General features: G+C 64.1%; 17 protein-coding genes and 1 pseudogene. 9 read left to right on the top strand and 9 right to left on the bottom strand.

Translation table 11 applies throughout. The annotated features are described in order from the left end of the window. The 3 genes and pseudogenes from HAV22_RS05260 to argC all read left to right on the top strand — a co-directional run. Positions 1 to 113: pseudogene (locus HAV22_RS05260) on the top strand (IS5/IS1182 family transposase); the annotation flags it as partial. Positions 114 to 153: 40 nt separating this feature from the next. Continuing rightward, positions 154 to 444: a hypothetical protein gene (locus HAV22_RS05255; RefSeq protein WP_166857197.1), complete on the top strand. Its 291-nt coding sequence runs from the start codon at positions 154 to 156 to the stop codon at positions 442 to 444. Positions 445 to 500: 56 nt separating this feature from the next. Then, complete coding sequence (gene argC / locus HAV22_RS05250) at positions 501 to 1,538, top strand: N-acetyl-gamma-glutamyl-phosphate reductase (protein ID WP_166857195.1); 1,038 nt, start codon at positions 501 to 503, stop codon at positions 1,536 to 1,538. A 54-nt stretch (positions 1,539 to 1,592) separates the two neighbouring features. Here the strand turns inward: argC and HAV22_RS05245 are convergent, their stop codons facing one another. The 6 genes from HAV22_RS05245 to HAV22_RS05220 form a co-directional block, all read right to left on the bottom strand. Beyond that, the gene (locus HAV22_RS05245; protein WP_166857192.1) at positions 1,593 to 2,531 is read right to left on the bottom strand and encodes a CopD family protein; all 939 of its coding nucleotides are present in this window, start codon (positions 2,529 to 2,531) and stop codon (positions 1,593 to 1,595) included. Continuing rightward, positions 2,531 to 2,896, bottom strand: a complete 366-nt coding sequence (gene copC, locus HAV22_RS05240) for a copper homeostasis periplasmic binding protein CopC (protein WP_166857190.1) — start codon at positions 2,894 to 2,896, stop codon at positions 2,531 to 2,533. The genes HAV22_RS05245 and copC overlap by 1 nt, the downstream gene beginning before the upstream one ends. 26 nt (positions 2,897 to 2,922) lie before the next feature. Beyond that, positions 2,923 to 3,294, bottom strand: a complete 372-nt coding sequence (locus HAV22_RS05235) for a copper-binding protein (RefSeq protein WP_229421072.1) — start codon at positions 3,292 to 3,294, stop codon at positions 2,923 to 2,925. A gap of 131 nt (positions 3,295 to 3,425) precedes the next feature. Beyond that, positions 3,426 to 3,797, bottom strand: a complete 372-nt coding sequence (locus tag HAV22_RS05230; protein ID WP_166857188.1) for a hypothetical protein — start codon at positions 3,795 to 3,797, stop codon at positions 3,426 to 3,428. 66 nt (positions 3,798 to 3,863) lie between these two features. Then, complete coding sequence (locus tag HAV22_RS05225) at positions 3,864 to 5,255, bottom strand: copper oxidase (protein WP_166857186.1); 1,392 nt, start codon at positions 5,253 to 5,255, stop codon at positions 3,864 to 3,866. Then, positions 5,252 to 6,631, bottom strand: coding sequence for a TolC family protein (locus HAV22_RS05220; RefSeq protein WP_166857184.1), 1,380 nt, complete (start codon positions 6,629 to 6,631; stop codon positions 5,252 to 5,254). The genes HAV22_RS05225 and HAV22_RS05220 overlap by 4 nt, the downstream gene beginning before the upstream one ends. A 204-nt stretch (positions 6,632 to 6,835) precedes the next feature. On the opposite strand from HAV22_RS05220, the gene HAV22_RS05215 reads away from it, so the two are divergent. Continuing rightward, positions 6,836 to 7,024 carry a hypothetical protein gene (locus HAV22_RS05215; RefSeq protein WP_166857182.1) on the top strand — a complete coding sequence of 63 codons (189 nt, stop codon included), beginning with the start codon at positions 6,836 to 6,838 and terminating at the stop codon, positions 7,022 to 7,024. A gap of 187 nt (positions 7,025 to 7,211) precedes the next feature. Here the strand turns inward: HAV22_RS05215 and HAV22_RS05210 are convergent, their stop codons facing one another. Then, positions 7,212 to 8,264, bottom strand: a complete 1,053-nt coding sequence (locus tag HAV22_RS05210; protein WP_166857180.1) for a DMT family transporter — start codon at positions 8,262 to 8,264, stop codon at positions 7,212 to 7,214. A 504-nt stretch (positions 8,265 to 8,768) separates the two neighbouring features. Between HAV22_RS05210 and HAV22_RS05205 the strand changes: the two genes are divergently transcribed. From HAV22_RS05205 to HAV22_RS05195, 3 genes are read left to right on the top strand one after another with little or no spacing between them, the layout of a single operon-like run. After that, entirely contained in the window at positions 8,769 to 10,922 is a 2,154-nt protein-coding gene (locus HAV22_RS05205; protein WP_166857179.1) for a TonB-dependent siderophore receptor, read from the top strand. Between the two features lie 33 nt (positions 10,923 to 10,955). Further along, positions 10,956 to 11,699: a DUF4198 domain-containing protein gene (locus HAV22_RS05200; protein ID WP_166857177.1), complete on the top strand. Its 744-nt coding sequence runs from the start codon at positions 10,956 to 10,958 to the stop codon at positions 11,697 to 11,699. A gap of 25 nt (positions 11,700 to 11,724) precedes the next feature. Beyond that, complete coding sequence (locus HAV22_RS05195) at positions 11,725 to 12,102, top strand: hypothetical protein (protein ID WP_166857175.1); 378 nt, start codon at positions 11,725 to 11,727, stop codon at positions 12,100 to 12,102. Between the two features lie 62 nt (positions 12,103 to 12,164). Here HAV22_RS05195 and HAV22_RS05190 read toward each other — a convergent pair whose 3' ends face one another. Next, complete coding sequence (locus HAV22_RS05190; protein ID WP_166857173.1) at positions 12,165 to 12,749, bottom strand: hypothetical protein; 585 nt, start codon at positions 12,747 to 12,749, stop codon at positions 12,165 to 12,167. Positions 12,750 to 12,759: 10 nt separating this feature from the next. Beyond that, a complete protein-coding gene (locus HAV22_RS05185) occupies positions 12,760 to 13,461 on the bottom strand; it encodes a HupE/UreJ family protein (RefSeq protein ID WP_166857171.1) in 702 nt (233 codons plus the stop codon). Positions 13,462 to 13,763: 302 nt separating this feature from the next. On the opposite strand from HAV22_RS05185, the gene HAV22_RS05180 reads away from it, so the two are divergent. Together HAV22_RS05180 and HAV22_RS05175 are read left to right on the top strand one after the other, a co-directional pair. Beyond that, positions 13,764 to 14,978: an acetyltransferase domain-containing protein gene (locus HAV22_RS05180; RefSeq protein WP_166857169.1), complete on the top strand. Its 1,215-nt coding sequence runs from the start codon at positions 13,764 to 13,766 to the stop codon at positions 14,976 to 14,978. A gap of 994 nt (positions 14,979 to 15,972) precedes the next feature. Next, positions 15,973 to 18,072 carry a beta-galactosidase gene (locus HAV22_RS05175; RefSeq protein WP_208296058.1) on the top strand — a complete coding sequence of 700 codons (2,100 nt, stop codon included), beginning with the start codon at positions 15,973 to 15,975 and terminating at the stop codon, positions 18,070 to 18,072. Positions 18,073 to 18,533: the final 461 nt, after the last annotated feature.

The raw sequence follows: 18,533 nt of genomic DNA, 5'->3' as shown, positions 1-18,533 counted from the left end.
AACGGGTGATGGCGCGAGACTTCGACCGCCAGGTCGCTGAGTTGCAGGTACGTGCCGCTATCCTCAATCGCTTCACACGGTTGGGCACGCCCACGACGGTCGCCATGCCGTAATTCCGTCCGGGATTTGGGGCATTACGTGCCCAGCTGATTTATGCAACAAAGCCATTTCAAGGTGTCCGGTCCGGCGCCGTCCCCGACCACCGTGGAGCTGGCGACCAAAATGGGGTACAGGGTGTCGGACCGGCTGCAAGTCGGCATCGAGCGCTACGACGAATTCGGCGACGTGCGCCACCCCGACAACCCGTTCCGCGGGGCGCATACCGCCTATGCCGTGGTCGACACGACGCTGGGCGGCTGGGACTTGAACCTGGGTGTGGGCCGCGGCAGCGTCGCGGCATCCGACCGCTGGGTGCTGAAGGCCATCGTCGGCGTTCCATTCTGAATCGGGCGGTCAAACGACAGCCCCTGGCCTCGTCCTATCATTTTTGAGGAAAGAGCATGATCAAAGTTGGTATCGTTGGCGGCACCGGTTATACGGGTGTGGAGTTGCTGCGCCTGCTGTCCGCCCATCCGGAAGTGAAGCTGACCGCCATCACCTCGCGCAAGGAGGATGGCTTGCCGGTCGCCGACATGTTCCCGTCGCTGCGCGGCCACGTCGACATCGCGTTCTCGAGCCCGGACAAGGCCGACCTGAAACACTGCGACGTCGTGTTCTTCGCGACCCCGCACGGCGTGGCGATGGCTCAGGCGCCCGAGCTGTTGAAGGCGGGCGTGAAAGTGATCGACCTGGCCGCCGACTTCCGCCTGAAGGACCAGGCCACGTTCGAGAAGTGGTACAAGATCCCGCACAGCGCGCCCGAGCTGCTGCAAGAGGCCGTGTACGGCCTGCCGGAACTGAACCGCGACGCCATCAAGGGCGCGCGCCTGATCGCCAACCCGGGCTGCTACCCGACCACGATGCAACTGGGCTTCTATCCGCTGCTCAAGGCCGGCATCATCGACGCCGGCAATCTGATCGCCGACGCCAAAACGGGCGTCTCCGGCGCCGGGCGCAAGGCCGAGATCGGCACGCTGTTCTCGGAAGCCAGCGACAACTTCAAGGCCTACGGCGTGCACGGCCACCGCCACACGCCGGAGACCTGTGCGCAGCTGCAGCGCTACACGGCGCAGAAGGTCGGCCTGATCTTCACGCCGCACCTGGTGCCGATGATCCGCGGCATGCACTCGACCTTGTACGCGCGCCTCACGCAGGACATCACGAACGAAGCGCTGCAAGCCCTGTTCGATGTGCAGTACAAGGACGCGGAATTCGTCGACGTGATGCCCTTCGGCTCGCATCCGGAAACCCGCTCGACGCGCGGCTCGAACTTGCTGCGCATCGCGCTGCACCGTCCGGACAACGGCAACACGGTCGTCATCCTGGTCGTGCAGGACAACCTGATGAAAGGCGCCGCGGGACAGGCAGTGCAGTGCATGAACCTCATGTCCGGCCTGCCGGAGGCGAATGGCCTGCAACAGATCGCACTGTTGCCGTGACAATCCAGGCTGGACCGCCGACCGATGCGGCCGGCGGTCCAGCTCATTCAGGACTCACATCTGTTCGCCCGGGGGCGACGTCGATGCAAGCCACGCGGCCAGTACGACAACCGCCAGCAGGATGACGGCTTCGACCCAGACGACACGCCTGAAGCGCAGCGGGAACACCTCCGCTGCCGCGTCACCTGCGGACTCGCGGGCGAGCCATGGCGGCATGACGAAAAAGCGGTTGAATCCGCCCAGTGCCGCGGCGGCGCCCACCAGCAGCACTTTGGCGACCAGCGTGTTGCCGTAGGGGTTTCCGATCAGGTTCGCCCACCCGTCGATGCTTCGCCAGACCGCATACAAGCCGGTGACGAAGATCCCGATCAATGCAAACGTCGCCGAACTGGATAGCGACGCCACGTAAGCTGCCCTGGCGCGCCGGTCGCTCGCGTCCATGTTCGCGGACGCTCGCAGGGTGATAGCGCCGGCAACCATGACTTCGCCGACCCAAAGGCTGATGAGGCCCAGGTGCGCCCAATCCGCCAGCAGGCGCACGCTGAAATCGCCATCGCTCGACGCATGGCTGACCATGCTGCGCGCGTACCAGAACACGGCGAGGCCGGCCAGGGCCAGCAGCGCTGGTCCCGAACGGCCGGCGCCGAGCATGAAGGCGCTGCCGGTTGCGACGACCAGGCCGGCGATCCCGATGCAGCACGCGAGTCCGAGGTGCGAGGAAGTCACCATCGCCCAGGCGGCACCGGCCGCCTCGGTGACCGGGACCTCGGCCATCGCCGCCGACTCGAGCCACAGCCATGCCATGTCTGCGGCGAGCGCGACCAGGGCAGCGATAACGGCGGCCTTGCGCACGGGCTGACGGCGCGCATTGGCCCAGTCGGACGCATCGCGGCCGAGCCACAGGCTCGAGACGCTTGCACCCGTGAGCACGGCCACCGCCAGGATCAGCAGCGCCGTCACCAGCCGCTGGGCGGTCTGCAGGTCGAGCGCCATCACTTGACCGTGAACGGGATTTCCCCCTTCATCTTGTGGCTGTCGTGCGTCATTGCCGACCACTGGATACGATACTCACCGGCGGGCAGCGCCGGCAGCTGGGCCATCATGACCGAAGGATCGTCCTTGTCGACGGCGACCGCGGTGACCGGGATGTCCTTGTTATCCGCCCCTGCCAGCGTGATCTTGCTGAACGACGCCTCCAGCGCTTCGTTGAACTTGAGGCGAACCTGCTTCGGTGCGCTGGCGAGCGTACTGCCGGTCCGCGGGTCGGACGATTGCAGTTTCGCGTGCGCGAAAGCGGACGAGGTCATGCCACTCGCGAGGGCGAAGGTGGCGACGGCGAGAATACGTTTGATGGACATGTTGATTCCTTGATGGCTAGATTGAATTATTTGGACGCTTCCAGCTTGGTGATGGTGAGGCTGCCATTGACACGCTCCACCCGGAACCGGACCTGCTCGCCGACTTTCGCCTGGTCGAGCACGGCGGGATCCTGCACCTTGAACGCCATCGTCATGGCAGGCATGTCGAGGTTATTCAGCGGGCCATGCTTGATCGTCAGCTTGCCGGTGTCCTTGTCGACCTTCTGGATGGCGCCCTCGGTCAGTGCGTCCGGATCGGCCTGGGAAGGGGAGGCCATGGCGCCATGCTGGTCGTGGTCGTGCATTTGAACTTGCATCCGTGCGGATGCATCGGTCGCCGCCAGCGTAAGACCGGCGGTGACGAAGATGGCGCTAATCAGAGAAAAGAAACGAGTCATTGGAAGCTCCAAAACAAATCGATGATGATGGTGCGGACGTACGACGGCCATGCCGGCCGCCGGTGGTCTGTTTCGCTACAGCCGAGAGAAGACGAGCCGCGCCGAAGATCTGGATTCGGCGGCGCGGATGGTCAGGCGCGTGGAGGACGCTCGGGATGCGCGAGGTCGACCGACGTCAGCGTGTGCTGGTCGACAGGCGCGGCGATGGATTGCGAAGCCGACACCGCTGGTGCGCCGACGAACGACGGCGCCATGGGAATGCAGATACCGCAGGTGCCGCAGGTCGCGCACTTGGCGGCGTGATGATGCGGCACCGGGTGAGGATCGGCCTGCGCGTGAGCGGTCGCGCCGTGCCCATCGTCGACCATGGCATCGTGGTCGTGACAATCCTGTGCCGCGGCCGATGGCGACGGACAGCAGGACATCGTTGCGGCGGCGAAGCCTTGAAGCGGCAACGTCAGCAACATCGTCCAGACGATCAGGATTTTAAAGATGGCTTTCACGCGACGATTCTAGCAACAGGGGAAAGTATCGGCAATCGCATTTGACGCATTCGTGCTGCCGCGCCGTCAGTGTTCGCCGTGCCCGGCCGGCTTGCGCACCTGCAGCTCGACGTCGGGCTTGCTGGTCGCCGGCATCAGGCTGCGGCCCGCGTCGTGGCTGCGTTCGGCCTCGGGCAGTTGGCCGGTCCACTCGTAGGCGAGCGTACCTGCCGGGTGCTTGTACCAGCCGGGATCGGTGTAGTCGCCACGCTTCTGGTCGCGGCGCACCTTCAGCACGGTGAACATGCCGCCCATCTCGACGCCGCCGAACGGGCCGTCTCCGGTCATCATCGGCAGGGTGTTTTCCGGGATCGGCATTTCCATCCCGTCCATCGAGCCGCCCTTGTCGCCCATGACCATATAGTCCGGCACGATCTTGCCGATCTTCTCGGCGATGTCGCGATGGTCGACGCCGATCATGGTCGGGACGTTGTGGCCCATCGCGTTCATCGTGTGGTGGGCCTTGTGGCAGTGAAGGGCCCAGTCGCCGGGTTCGTTGGCGATGAATTCGATCGCCCGCATCTGCCCGACCGCGACGTCGGTCGTCACCTCGGGCCAGCGGCCGGCCGGATGCGTCCAGCCGCCGTCGGTGCCGGTAACTTCGAACTCGTGGCCGTGCAGGTGGATCGGATGGTTCGTCATGGTCAGGTTGCCGACGCGGATGCGTACGCGGTCTCCCTGGCGCACCGGCAGCGAGTCGATGCCCGGGAACACCCGGCTGTTGAAGGTCCAGAGGTTCTGGTCCAGCATGGTGTTGACCTTCGGCGTGTAGCTGCCCGGCTCGATGTCGTAGCTGCTGAGCAGGAAGACGAAGTCGCGGTCGACGGCAAACTTCGTCCGGTCCTTCGGGTGGGTCACCCAGAAGCCCATCATGCCCATCGCCATCTGCGTCATTTCGTCGGCGTGCGGGTGGTACATGAAGGTGCCGGGGCGGCGCGCCACGAATTCGTAGACGAAGGTTTTACCTGGCGCGATACCGGGCTGGGTCAGGCCCGTCACGCCATCCATGCCGTTGGGCAGGCGTTGGCCATGCCAGTGCACGCTGGTGTGCTCGGGCAGCTTGTTCGTCACGAAAATGCGCACCCGGTCGCCCTCGACCACCTCGATCGTCGGGCCGGGCGACTGGCCGTTGTAACCCCACAGGTTGACCTTCATGCCCGGCGCGAACTCGCGCACGACCGGCTCGGCCACCAGGTGGAACTCCTTGACGCCATTGTTCATGCGCCAGGGCAGGGACCAGCCGTTCAGCGTCACGACGGGGTTGAAGGGGAGTCCGGTGGCGGGCATTGGCGGCACATGGGTCTTCGCGTTGTCCATGATCACCGCTTCGGGCAGCGAAGCGGCGCCCACGCGGCTGACGGCCGCCGTGCTGACGGCGACGGCGCCGGCGCCTTTGAAAAAATCTCGACGTGAAATCATTGTGCAGTCCTTGAATCGGTGGTGCCGCCGGCATTCATGGCGAACTGGAGGTTGGTGTCGGCGATCCAGAAATCGCGTTGCGCGGCAATCGCGGCATTGACGGCCGTGAGTTGTTCGCGCGATTCGGCGAGCAGCTCGAAGGTGCTGGCAAGCATGCCGTTGTAGCGCAGCAGGACCTCGTCGGCGATCTGCTTGCGCAGGGGGACGATGTCGTCGCGGTAATGGCGCGCGATGTCGTAGGCGGAGCGGTAGCCGGCGTAGGCCTGGCGCACCTCGGATCGCGCCCTCACGGCGACATCCGCGGTACGGTGGACCGCCGCCATGTACGAGGCCTGCGCCCGCGCCACGCGCGCGCCGCCCCAGTCGAACAGGGGCAGCTCGAGCGAGACTTCATAGCCGTTCTCGCGCGGCGCGCCGGTCGTGCTCTTGTTGGCATAGCCGGCATCGAAGACGTTGATGAAGCGGGTCGTCTTCGTCAGGCCGAGCGCCTGCGCCGTGGCCTGCGCATCCTGGCGCGCGATGAGGACGTCGAGCCGCTGCGACAGCGCGTCCGCCTCGGCATTCGCCGGCGAGCGTGCCTGGGCCGGAAGGTCGGGCAGCCGGTCCGGCAGCGTGAATTCGAGGGACGGGCCCGAGAGGCCCAACAGCCGGACCAGTTCCTCGCGCGCCATGGTGGCCTGCAGCCGGGCCTGCGCCTGCTGGGTCACCGCGTCCTGGTAGAAGGCACGCTCGCGCGCGGCGTCCAGTGCGCTCCAGTTGCCGGCGGAGCGCATGCGGGCGGCAAGTTCTGCGGCCGCCTCGGCGGATTCGCGCACCTGGTCCGCGAAGTTCGAGGCCTGCGCGGCGGCGACGGCGGCGTACCAGGCCTTGCGCGTGCCCGCGGCCAGCTTCACCGTCTGCATGGCCGCCTGGAGCTTGGCCAGCTCGAAGCGCCGGCCTTCGATCCCGCTGCGGACCGGCAGGGTCAGGAGCGCGGCCAGGTCGAACGTCAGACTGCGGTCGATTTCGGCTTCGCCGCCACCCCGCACGCGTCCGAAACCGAAGCGCGGGTTGGGCAGGCGGCCAGCCTGGACGAAGTCCGCCTCCGAGATCGACAGGTCGGCCAGTTCCGCTTGCAAACCCTGGTTGTTGAGCAGGGCGATGCGCACCGCGGCATCGGCGCCGAGAGGTTTGGACAGCAGGTCCTTGATTTCGGATCGAGCGGCTTGCGCGTCCTGGCCCCGCTTCAACGGCGCCGGCTGGGCGATGCGCTCCTGTGTCATGCGGGCTACATCGTCGATGCCGCCATCCCGGGAAAAGCTCGCGCAGCCCGCAAGGAGCGCGGCGCTGGCCGCCACGGCCAGGCGGCGCAGGCCCGGTCTTGTCAGTGAATTCATGGGTGCGCTCCTTCGATCCGCTTGCGCGGAAGCGGGCAACGGCATGCCGGCCGCGCACAGCAGCAGGTGTGAAAATTTCATGTTTTTAGTTCGTGTTGATTGGAGGCCGACGTGTGGCCCCGATGCGCACCGTCAGCGCGCCCGGAAAATCAAACGAACAAGTCCCGCGGCGGCCGCTCGAGGGTGGCGGAAACGAAGGACGTCATGGCGGCTTCCACTCCGGCGTGCGGCGAGGAAGCGGTCGACGGCACAGGGAAGGCCGGCAACTGGGCAGGAGGCGCCGCGCTGCCGGCGCAGCAGCTTGCGCAAGCCGGGCACTTTGCGTGGGACGCGGCCGGCGCCTTGGAGCCGGACTCGCTGCAGTGGTCTCCGTCGCTTTGCGAAGCGAAATGATGATGTGCATGGCCTGCCATGGCCATTGTTGCGCGCGCGGGCGCTTCAGCATCTTCAATTGCAATTGCAGCGCCGCCCTGGAGGGACAGCACCGTTATCGAGAACCACAGGAACAATCGGAAGAGCAAACGCGCCATGCTTCGATGGTACCGCAAATCATGAGTGTGTATCAAGGCAACGCGTTCCGTCAGTGCTCGTGCCGATGGTGGATGTCCGGGTAATGTGCGTGCGTGTGCCGGATCGGCGCGTGGTGGTGGGGATGGGTGTGCGGCTCGGCCCCGTCCCACTCGAATTCGTGCTCGTGCCGATGGTGCTCGTCGTGGACGTGTGCGTGCGCGTGGAAAAGCGGCTCGTGGGCATGTTCGTGCTCGTGCCGTTCGGTCAGGTGCAGCCAGATGCCGGCGCCCATCAAGCTGGCGGCCAGCCAGAAGCCCGGTGTCGGCATCTCGGCGAGCATCGGCAACGAGATCGCGGCGCCGACGAAGGGCGCAGCGGAAAAATAGGCACCCGTGCGCGCACTCCCCAGGTGCCGCAGGGCCACCACGAACATGACGAGGCTGAGACCATAGCCGCAAAATCCCACCGCGGCAGCGCCCAGCATCTCCTTTGCGTCGGGCACCCCGAAGCCGAGCACGCCGGCAATCCCCAGGTTGACGCTGCCAGCCACGAGGCCCTTGGCGCACGCGATCTGGACCGCGTCGCTGGCCGAGACCTTGCGCGTCAGATTGTTGTCGATCGCCCAGCACAGGCAGGCGCCGAGGACCGCAAGCGCACCGACAGGAACGCCAAGCGCGGGCACCTGCTCCCATGAGAGCACGATGCCTGCGACGACGATGCACAACATGCCGATGAAGATACGGCGTTCAAAATTCTCCTTGAACACGAACCAGGCGAGCAGCGAGGTCAGCACCCCTTCCATGTTCAACAACAAGGAGGCGGACGATGCGGGCGTCAGCGCCAGGCCGGCCATCAGGAGCACCGGGCCGGCGATGCCGCCGGCCAGGATGGCGCCGGCCAGCCAGGGCAAGTCGGATGTCGCCAGCCCGGCTGGGCGGTCCTGATCGTTCCCCTTCCGCACTGCGCGCAGCCCGAGCCAGGCCAGCAGCCCGAGGCCGCTGCCCAGGTAAAGCATGCCCGCCAGGGCAAACGGCGGCACGGCGCCGACCAGCAGTTTCGCGAATGGCGTGCTGGCGCCGAACAGGGCTGCTGCGAGCAGCGCGCAAATGACTCCCTTGTGCATGGTCCGTCCAAATCACTGAGTTGGTCAAGGCTGGGCTAGCCGGTATGCCATCAACGCCGGAAAATATTGTGGCGCGTCTGCCCGAACAATTACACCATGCCGGCCGCCCCGCATTATCCCGTTTTCTTGGATGGCTGAAACAGCAACTACGGTTTTCGCGGTGTCCGGCAGCATGGATTGCTTCGGCAGGGGACAGCTCGTGGCGCATGCGCATGCGCCATTACGGGGCGCCAATGCGTGCGCTGCACTGCAGGCGTGCGGCGAAGGGGCAGGCAGCAAGCTGTGCTGATTGGCGAGTCGAAAACAACCGTTTCTGTTTTGTGACGGCCCGATTACACGATAAACCGGCGGTGTCGGCGTGTTGTAATCATCTCCATTGACGCGGTCGAGGAACCTGGGCACAAAGCAGGTGAAGGCTGTGGCACTGAACGGTCGACAAGATCGGCTGGGAATCAGAAGAGACTTCGCAAAGTTCAACAGCACACCACAAAACCAGGAGTTCGCATGTACCCGTCCCGGCATCACACACTGGCCTTGTTCCTGGCCGCCACCTATCCGATCGCGGCGTTGGCCGCCGCGCCCGAAGCACCTGCCGCCCCCTCCGAGGCGGCTCCCGTCGACGCGGCGGCGCCGGCGCCAGAAGGCGAACCGACCAAAAAGGTGGTCGTCACCGCCAAGCGCCAGAACTATCGCAGCTTGTCGGCCACCGGCGCCACCAAGACCGACACGCCGCTGCAGGACCTGCCGCAGAGCGTGCGCGTGATTACCGCCGACCTGCTGAAGGACGTCGGCGTGACCGACCTGGCTGGCGCGCTCGACCTGTCCAGCGGCATCTCGCGCGCCAGCAACTTCGGCGGCCTGTGGGACAGCTACGCCATGCGCGGCTTCACCGGCGACCCCAATTTCGGTTCCGACTACATGGTCAACGGCTTCAGCTCGAGCCGCGGCTACAACGGCCTGCGCGACGGCGTGAACACGCAGTCGGTGGAAATCCTCAAGGGCCCGGCGGCCGCGCTCTATGGCCGCGGCGAACCGGGCGGCACGGTCAACATCACCACCAAGAAGCCGCGCTTCCAGCCCGAGTACACGATCGAAGGCACGCTGTCCAGCCACCGCACGCGGCGTGGCGCGGTAGATTTTACCGGCCCGATCAGCGAGACCCTGGCCTACCGCCTGAACGCCGCCTGGGAGAAGGGCGACAGCTTCCGCGACCGGCTCACGCACGACCGCAAGTTCCTGTCGCCGTCCTTCGTCTGGCTGGTCGGCGAAGCCACCACGGTGTCGTACGAGGTCGAGGCGGTCGAGCAGCGCGCGCCGTTCGACCGCGGCGTCCTGGCCGTCAATGGGGTGCTCGGCCTGATCCCGGTGTCGCGCTTCCTGGGCGAACCGGCCGACGGCCCGGTGACCATCCGCTCGGTCGGCCAGCAGGTCTTCGTCCAGCATCCCTTCAACGACGACTGGTCGCTGCAGACCGGCGTGGCCTACCGCGGCAGCTCGCTGTACGGTGTGTCGAGCCAGGCCAACAACCTGCTGGCCGACGGCCGCACCCTGCGCCGCCAGCATCGGCTCAATGACAACAAGGCGATCGACCGCTCCGGCCGCCTGGAAATCCTGGGCAAGGTGGCGACCGGCCCGATCGTGCACAACCTGCTGTTCGGCGTGGACGCATTCAAGTTCGACGACCGCCGCATCCAGTACCGCCGCAATCCGAACGCCACCAATCCGTACGCGATCGACATCTACAACCCGGTCTACGGCGGCGTCGCCGACCCGATGACGCTGTCGATCAACACCAAGTCCGAGCAGCGCGCGCACGGCGTGTATGCCCAGGACCAGGTGGACCTGAGCGAACGGTGGAAGATGCTGCTGGGCGTGCGCCGCGACAGCGCCGACCAGGCCGTCACCAACTACCGCGTGAACGTGACCAGCAAGCAAAGCCCGGAGGCGACCAGCCCGCGTGCGGGACTGGTGTACCAGCCGGATAAACACCTGTCGCTGTATGCCACCGCGGGGCGCGCCTTCCGCCCGAACGACGGCGTCAGCATCGAGAACCAGTCCTTCGCCCCCGAGAAGAGCAGGTCGTACGAGGTCGGCGCCAAGTACGACAACGACCGCCTGAGCGGCACGCTGGCGGTGTACCGCATCACCAAGCAGAACGTGCTGACCACCAATCCGATCAACACCGACTTCTCGCTGCCGGCGGGCGAGGTCGCCAGCAAGGGCGTGGAACTCGACATGGCGGGCGAGCTGGCGCGCAACCTCAAGCTGTCGGCCTCGTATGCCTACACCGACGCCCGCGTCACCAAGGGCGATGCGACCATCGTCGCCGGTAGCCGCTTCCCCAACGTCCCGCAGAACAGCGCATCGGTCGTGCTGACGCAGACTTTCGCGCTCGGCTCGGGTGTGGCCTCGCTCGGCGGCGCCGTGAACTACGTCGGCGCGCGCCTGGGCGACGTCGCTGCCTCCACCAACTTCGAACTGCCGGCTTACACGGTATTCCGGCTGATTTCGTCGTACGCGCCGACCAAGAAGACGCGCGTGTCGCTGAACATCGACAACCTCTTCAACAAGAGTTACTACGCCAGTTCGTACAGCCAGGTTTGGGTGATGCCGGGCACCTCGCGCACGGTGTCGCTGAACGTACGCCATTCCTTCTGAACCGTCTTTAACACGTCAACAAGAGGCAACAACATGAAACGTCTGAACAAAGCAGTCGCACTCATGGCGCTGGTCGCAGGCCTGTCCGCGACCGGCGCGGCGCAGTCGCATGGCATCTGGTTCGCCCAGCGCGCCACCCAGCTGGCGCTGTTGTACGGTATCGGCGCGGACGACCTCGACATCGTCAAGCGCTTTTCGATGGTGACCAGCATGAAGGGCTACGACGCCGACGGCAAGCCGGTTCCCACCTCGCTGCATATCGATGGCCGCCTGGCACTGGTCGACCTGGAGAACCAGCCGGCCATCGTCGCCGCGGTGCTGGACAACGGCACTTGGAGCCACACCCCGGACGGCAAGTGGCACAAGCAGGGACGCGACGAGCAACCCACCGCCACCGTCAGCGAAAGGAACACCAAGTACGCGGTGCACATCATCGGCCCGCTCACCAAGCCGCTGCCGCTGCTGCCGGAGCAGACATTGCAGATCGTGCCGGTGGAGGGCAAGCTGCCCGCGCTGCTCGGCCAGCCGATCAAGCTGCGCGTGTATTACAAGGGCAAGCCGGCGGCCGGCGCCAGGGTCATGCACGACTGGCTCAACGACCCGGACGGGAAGCCCGTGCTGACCGGCGCCGACGGGACGGTCACGATCCCGGTGCGCAACCAGGGCCTGAACGTGATCGTCGCGATCCTGAACTCGCCTTCCGAAGAGCCGAAGAAGTACGATCACATGGAACACCTGGCCTCGCTTTCCTTCGTGCTGCCGCACGCACCGGAATAAACGTCGTATTACCTCTGGAGACTCGATGATGAAGAAATCCCTGTCCATGTTACTGGCGGCGTCCGCCGCGCTGGCGTTGTCGTCCGCCTACGGCCATGGCACGCCGACCCCGAACCACGGGGGCATCGTGCAGGCGGTGGGCGACACCTGGCTCGAACTGGTGCCCGCCAGCGGCAAGATCGAACTGTATGTCGAGGACGATGGCGACCCGATGCCGAGCGCCGGTCTGAACGGCCATGTGAGCGTCGAGAACGGCGGCACCACGGCCGACTATGTCCTCAAGCCGGCCGGCGGCAACAAGCTCGAAGCGGTCGGCGCGCACGCGCCCAAAGGCGCCAAGGTGATCGCGGTGCTGGTCCTGGCCGACAAGACCAAGGTGCCGGTGACCTTCGTCGTCAAGTAAACGCCCGTTCACGCGACGCAAAAAAGGAAGGCCACGGCCTTCCTTTTTTGCGTCGACAGCCATCAAGCCCCGGCAGCGGGGCGGAACAGCTTGTCGTGGAAGCCGCTGACCTGGAGATGAATCGTCACCGGCGTCGTGCCCTTGTTGCGCCAATACCAGCCATGGATGCCGTCGAACGGCGCCGTGAAGGAGCCGCGTCCGGATTCCTGCTGGGCCACCTTCCAGTAGGTGCTGAATTCGCGCGGACCGGCGTTGAACGGTTCGCCGTGCATGTCCGACTTGACCGGCCCGCCTTCCGAAGACCAGCTGAACACGAACTGCTCGCCCTTGCTGATCGCGGCCTTGATCTCGGCGCCTTCGCCCGGCTGCAGGGTGATGCTCATCTCGTCGTTGCGGAATGCGTGTGCGGTCCTGGCGACCGTCGCGACGACGGCGGCACCGGCCGCCGGCGTCACGTCCGCGGCCGGGCGGGCGCCGCCGTTCAGCTGCGTCAGCCCGAGGGCCTTGCCGATGCCGCTCGGGTCGATGCCATATTCGGCCGGCAGCACGGCGCCGACCAGAATCGCGCCGGCCACCGCAAGGGCGACCGCGGTGGCCTTGCCCAGCTGGGGCAGGGTGGGGAGCAGATTGGTGTCGTAGGTAGTCATGTTTTCCTCGTCAAGCGACGGCATAGCCGGTAAGTTGGTAACCCATGAGGACGAAGCCGGCGATCATCAGCACGACGTTCGCATTGAAGGCCTGGCGGCCGAAGGTGGCGCTGCGGCGCCAGTAGCCCATCGCGATCAGGATCGCGGACAACGCCAGCATCTGGCCGATCTCGACGCCGACGTTGAACGACAGGATATTCGGCACCAGCCCATCCTTCGACAGCGCCAGCTCCTGCAGCTTGGTGGCGAGACCGAAGCCGTGAAACAGGCCGAATATCAGCACCGCAGCCTTGGTGTCGGGCTGGAACCCGAGGACGCGCCGCAGCGCCCCCATGTTGTCGAGCGCCTTGTACACCACCGAGAATCCGATGATGGTGTCGATGATGTAGGGATTGACGCGGGTTTCGCTCAACACGCCGCTCAGCAGGGTGATGCTGTGCCCGAGCGCGAACAAGGTCACGTAGGCGCCGACGTCCTTCAGGCGGTACAGGAAGAAGATCACGCCGAACAGGAACAGCAGGTGGTCGTAGCCGGTCACCATGTGTTTGGCGCCCAGGTAGATGAAGGGCAGGATGTGGGTGCCGCTGGTCCGCTCGAAATACGCCTTGTCGTCCTCGGCCACGCCATGGGCGCAGGCCGCGCCGGCGGCGAGGACGAGCAGGAGCGGCAGCAGCAGGCGGCCGATGCGAAGCGGTGATGAGGTCCTTGGCATGATGTTCTCCGATGGGCTGATCACTCATTACAGCATAGGCTTCAGGTGGAATCGGGCTGTTCGAGGACGCCCTGGAAACAGAAAAAGCGGTTTTGGGGCCCTCATACGACATGGCGTGCCGACAGTCACCGGGGCACTGCGAATGCCATACGAAATGCTGTCTCGCGCCCATTTTCGACGCCTTGGCACTGCCGCGCAGCGGGAACAAAGCATAAAATCCGGAGCCGTCTCCTTACAATGATCTGGTCCGCCATCCAAGGTGCGGCAGCAGTCCATGATCAACTCGAATCGAAGGCACACAGATGGACCAGACTAATTTGTATAACGCCGCCGCCTGGAATGGCCCGATGGCGCCGGCCACGGCCCACGCCGCGGTGCCGCCGGCGCGCTCGCGCATCGCCGTGATCGACGTTCTGCGCGGACTCATCATGCTAATCATGTTGTTCGACCATGTGCGCGAAGCCATTTATGTGCACGTTCCCTTGAGCGATCCGTTGGACGCGGTCCATACGGACCCGGCGCTGTTCTTCACGCGTATCGCCACGCATTTTTGCGCGCCGCTGTTCGTGTTCCTCACGGGGCTGTCGGCCTGGCTGTACGCGCATCCCGCCTCGGGCCCGCGCTCGGCGACCGGCTTCCTGGTCAAGCGCGGCCTGCTGCTGGTGGTCCTGGAACTGGTGGTCGTCAACTTCGCCTGGTACGGCGTGTTTCCGCCCCAGACCGTTTTCCTGCAGGTGATCTGGGTGATCGGCCTGGCCATGATCTTCCTGGGCCTGGTGCACAAGCTGCCGACCGCTCTGCTGGGCGCGGTCGGCCTTGCCATCATCGTCGGCCACAATGCGCTCACGTGGATGTCGTTCGCGCCGGGCACCATGGCCTACGACGCGTGGACGCTCCTGCTGCACCGAGGCTACCTCGTCGCCGACGGCGCGATCAAGGTGAAGGTCGCGTATCCGCTGCTGCCCTGGATCGGCGTGATCCTGGCCGGTTACGCGGCGGGACCCGTGTACGCCGCCACCATGGCCCCGGAACGCCGTCGCCGCATCCTGGTCGCCGTGGGCGTCTGCGCCTTGCTGCTGCTGGCGGTGCTGCGCGGCTTTAACATCTACGGCGAAGAATTGCCGTGGACCGTGCAGGACAGCGCCATCCGCACCGTGATGTCGTTCCTGGCCCTCACCAAATACCCGCCCTCGCTCGACTACCTGCTGCTGACGCTGGGCGGCGGGGCGCTGGCGCTGGCCGCGCTGGAGCCGCGCGACAACTGGTTCACACGCGCCTGCGCCACCTTTGGCGGCGCGCCGATGTTCTACTACCTGCTGCATCTTTACGTGCTGCTGGCCATGCAGCGGCTGCTGGTGGCAACGTTCGGCGCGAACCACGGCGCGCGCTACGGCGTCGACCACGTATGGCCGGTCTGGCTCGTGGCGCTGGCGCTGATGCCCTTGCTGTATTTCCCGTGCCGCGCCTTCGCGCGCTATAAACGAACCTCGAAGCAGGGATGGGTCCGATATTTCTGAGCCGCTGCCGCGCGGTGCCGGATAGCGGCATCAACTGCGGCTGGGACGACGACCGCGGCAGTCAGGCCTGCGACGCTAACCTTTTGGTTTGTCGGAGCTAAAACGGCCTGCAGAGTCGTCGTAACTTGTCGCTGGAAGCGCTCATCAAACATGGATAGCCAGGCAGCTTTCAATTCCTGATCCGCGTTACAATTGGCTTGTTGGCACGCCAGCTCGCAGTGAGTACAGGATCGTCCAGAACGGTCCCACCTTGACCGACATGTTTGAGGGTGCGAGTGAGGGTAGACGGTGATGTATTCGAAGCCGAGCCGGTATTCATGCGGGGTTTAACGGACAATAGGGCTTCCATCGCCTCCGCCAGGACAATTGTTAGAGAGAAATATTTAACATTCATGAGACCCGCTAGCTCTGAGAGCTACGGGTCTTTTGTCTTTGTGGCGTCCAGATTTAACATCAATACGAATTTTGCACTGGGGCGATACCTTTCCTCATTACTGGAGCACGATCACTGCAGTCGCGTTCAATCACTTCGCCAAAGTAGGGGGGCGACATATATGCTAAACGAGCCGATCAGATCATCCGCAACAATCTGTCGTTGTTCACCCCGGATGGTCGTGGATCAGCGGTTTACATCTATCCACTGTCGGTGAATGGCCAGAAGGCGCGCACCTACGATCCGTACGCCAACGACCAAGATTGGGCGCTTGTACATGCCCTCCAATTGAGGGAGGCCTGAGCTGCGGCAAGAAGCGAGCGTAGTTGCTCTTCGAGGGGCGCAGAGAGCGGGCTGTAGTTTCGCAGCCCGATTACCGAACGGATATCAATCGGCAGGAAAAAGTTATTTGCTGACAGTTCTTGTTATCGATATCATAATGGCCGCAACCATAATCATTGTCACAGTGCTGGGCGCAATCATTTCAGTTCACCTACCTGGGCATCGCCGAAGCCAATCACGATTGTCTTATGGGACCCAAATAAGATAAGAGGAGACAAGATGAGAAAAGCAGGAGGATTATTGCGGAGGGCCTTGGCCGCAGCGGGGCTGGTACTGATGCATGGAAACGCAGTGGGCACACCGAAGCTGCCCGACACGGTCTTGTACGGCGTTTCGTATTACAGTGAATACGCACCAGTGGACCGCGTCGAACAGGATGCCCGCATGATGAAGGAGGCGGGCATCAACGTCGTCCGCATCGCCGAATCGACCTGGGGAACGCTGGAACGCAGCGAAGGCGTGTTCGACTTCACCCACGTGGACCGCATGCTGGCCGCTTTCCAGAAGGAGGGCATCAAGGTCATTGTCGGCACGCCTACTTATGCAATCCCCACTTGGCTGGCGCGCGAGCATCCCAACGTCCTGGTAGTCCGGCCAAATGGGCGTGCGCAGTATGGGCACCGGCAGAACATGGACATCACCGATCCCGACTTCCGCCGCGCTGCCGAACGCGTGATCATCAAGCTGATCGAACACGTAAAAGACAACCCGGCCGTGATCGGCTACCAGGTCGATAACGAAACCAAGGCCTACTTCACCAGTGGGCCTAACGTGCAGGCCGCGTTCGTCGCGCACATGCGCAAGAAGTTTCCGGATCTGGAAAAGCTCAACATGGCTTTCGGCCTGGACTACTGGAGCAACCGCATCAACGATTGGGCCGACTTCCCCTCGGTGAACGGCTCCATCAATGCCAGCATGTCCAACGCGTTTGCCGATTTTCAGCGCGGGCTGGTCACGGAGTATTTGACCTGGCAAGCGGATCTGGTGCGCTCGCGTGCTCGTCCCGACCAGTTCATCACTCAGAACTTCGACCTGGGCTGGAAAGACTACTCCTATGGCGTACAACCTGAGGTGAATCACTGGGAAGCCGCCAAACCGCTCGACATTGCCGGCGTCGACATCTATCACCCCAGCCAGGATAAGCTGACGGGCGCGGATATCGCGTTTGGGGGTGACCTTACCCGTTCGTTGCGCAACGGTCAGAACTACCTGGTGATGGAGACCGAGGCACAGGGCTTTCCGGAATGGACTCCTTATCCGGGTCAGTTGCGCCTGCAAGCGTTCAGCCACCTGGCTTCGGGGGCAAACATGGTCGGGTACTGGCACTGGGCCACAACGGCCAACGGTATAGAAACCTACTGGCGCGGATTGCTGTCCCAGGACTACCTGCCGAACGAGGTGTACGCCGAGGTCAAGACCGTCGGTGCCGACCTGCAGCGCCTTGGGCCCAAGCTGGTCAATCTGCGCAAGAAGAATCAGGTGGCGGTCTATGTCAGCAACACGGCCCAGGCAGGCTTTGATGCCTTCAAGGTGCACTCCGAAGGCAAGACCTTGAGCTACAACGAGGCCATGCGTCCTTACTACGACGCGCTGTACCGGATGAACGTGGAAGCCGACATTCTGTCGCCATCGTCAACGGTGCCGCTATCGAACTACAAGCTGATCGTGGTGCCTTCGCTGTACGCGGCCAGCGACGCGGAAATCGCTAAGTTGAACGCGTATGCCAAGGCGGGTGGCCACGTGGTCTACACCTTCCGCAGTGGCTTCGCGGATGAGCACACCAAGGTGCGCTACGCCGTGCAGCCGGGCGCCATCAGCGAGGCGGCCGGGATCAGCTATCACCAGTTCACCAATCCCGTGAATGTGACGCTGGACGGCAATCCGTTCGGCGTGGGCAAGGAAGACAACAAGGCGCGCTGGTGGATGGAGTTTGTGACGCCCACCACGGCTAAGGTGGAGGCGCGTTACAAGCATCCCTCGTGGCCGGCCTATGCTGCCGTTACGCGCAATACGTATGGCAGCGGCGAGGTGGCCTACGTGGGCTTCATGCCGTCCGACGCGGTGATCGAGAAGATCGTGGCGGAGCACGTGAAGCGGGCCGGGATCGAGTTGCCCAAAGTGCGTTTCCCGTTGATCATTCGCGGCGGCACCTCGCAGGAAGGTCGTCAGGTCCGCTACCTGTTGAACTACTCGGCCAAGCCGCAACGGATGACCTATGGCTATGGCAACGGCACGGATCTGCTGTCAGGACAGGCAGTGAAGCGCGGCCAGTCCTTTGAGCTGAAGCCTTGGGGCGTGTCGATCATCGAAGAGAATTGAGATGATGTCGGGGCGCCATCGTGTCTTTGCTGGGGCAGATGAAGGCTTCAAGTGCCGCAACCCATTGCTGGACAATATGGCCGTATTGAACAGAGACCGGCGGGCTTTAGCAATCGTGGTCAGGTGATCATGTGACCTGAACATTGGCGAACATGCCAAGCAGGAGGCTCAGGCCTCCTGCGATCACAGCCAGTATTCTCGCGTTCCAGGAAGAGGCCGATGCTCGCGTCGATGCAAACATACCGAACGCGAGCGGCAACTGGCCGAGGCGCTGGCCATCGCCCGGGCTTCAGTTGAACATAAGGTTGAAGCTACTGGACCGAATGCTGTCCGCATCCCCAGCGGGTCAATTTTCGGTCGGCCTCAACAAAATTCCTCCGTGTACCGCTTTCCACTCATATGTTCTCCTTGACCCAGATTATGGCTCAGGATGTCTAGAAAACTCGTGGCGATTCAATTGA

The organism is Telluria antibiotica, assembly GCF_011682055.1.
Lineage (GTDB): Bacteria > Pseudomonadota > Gammaproteobacteria > Burkholderiales > Burkholderiaceae_D > Telluria > Telluria antibiotica.
The sequence above is the reverse complement of the archived record's forward strand: the minus strand, read 5'-3'. Positions and strand labels throughout refer to the sequence as shown.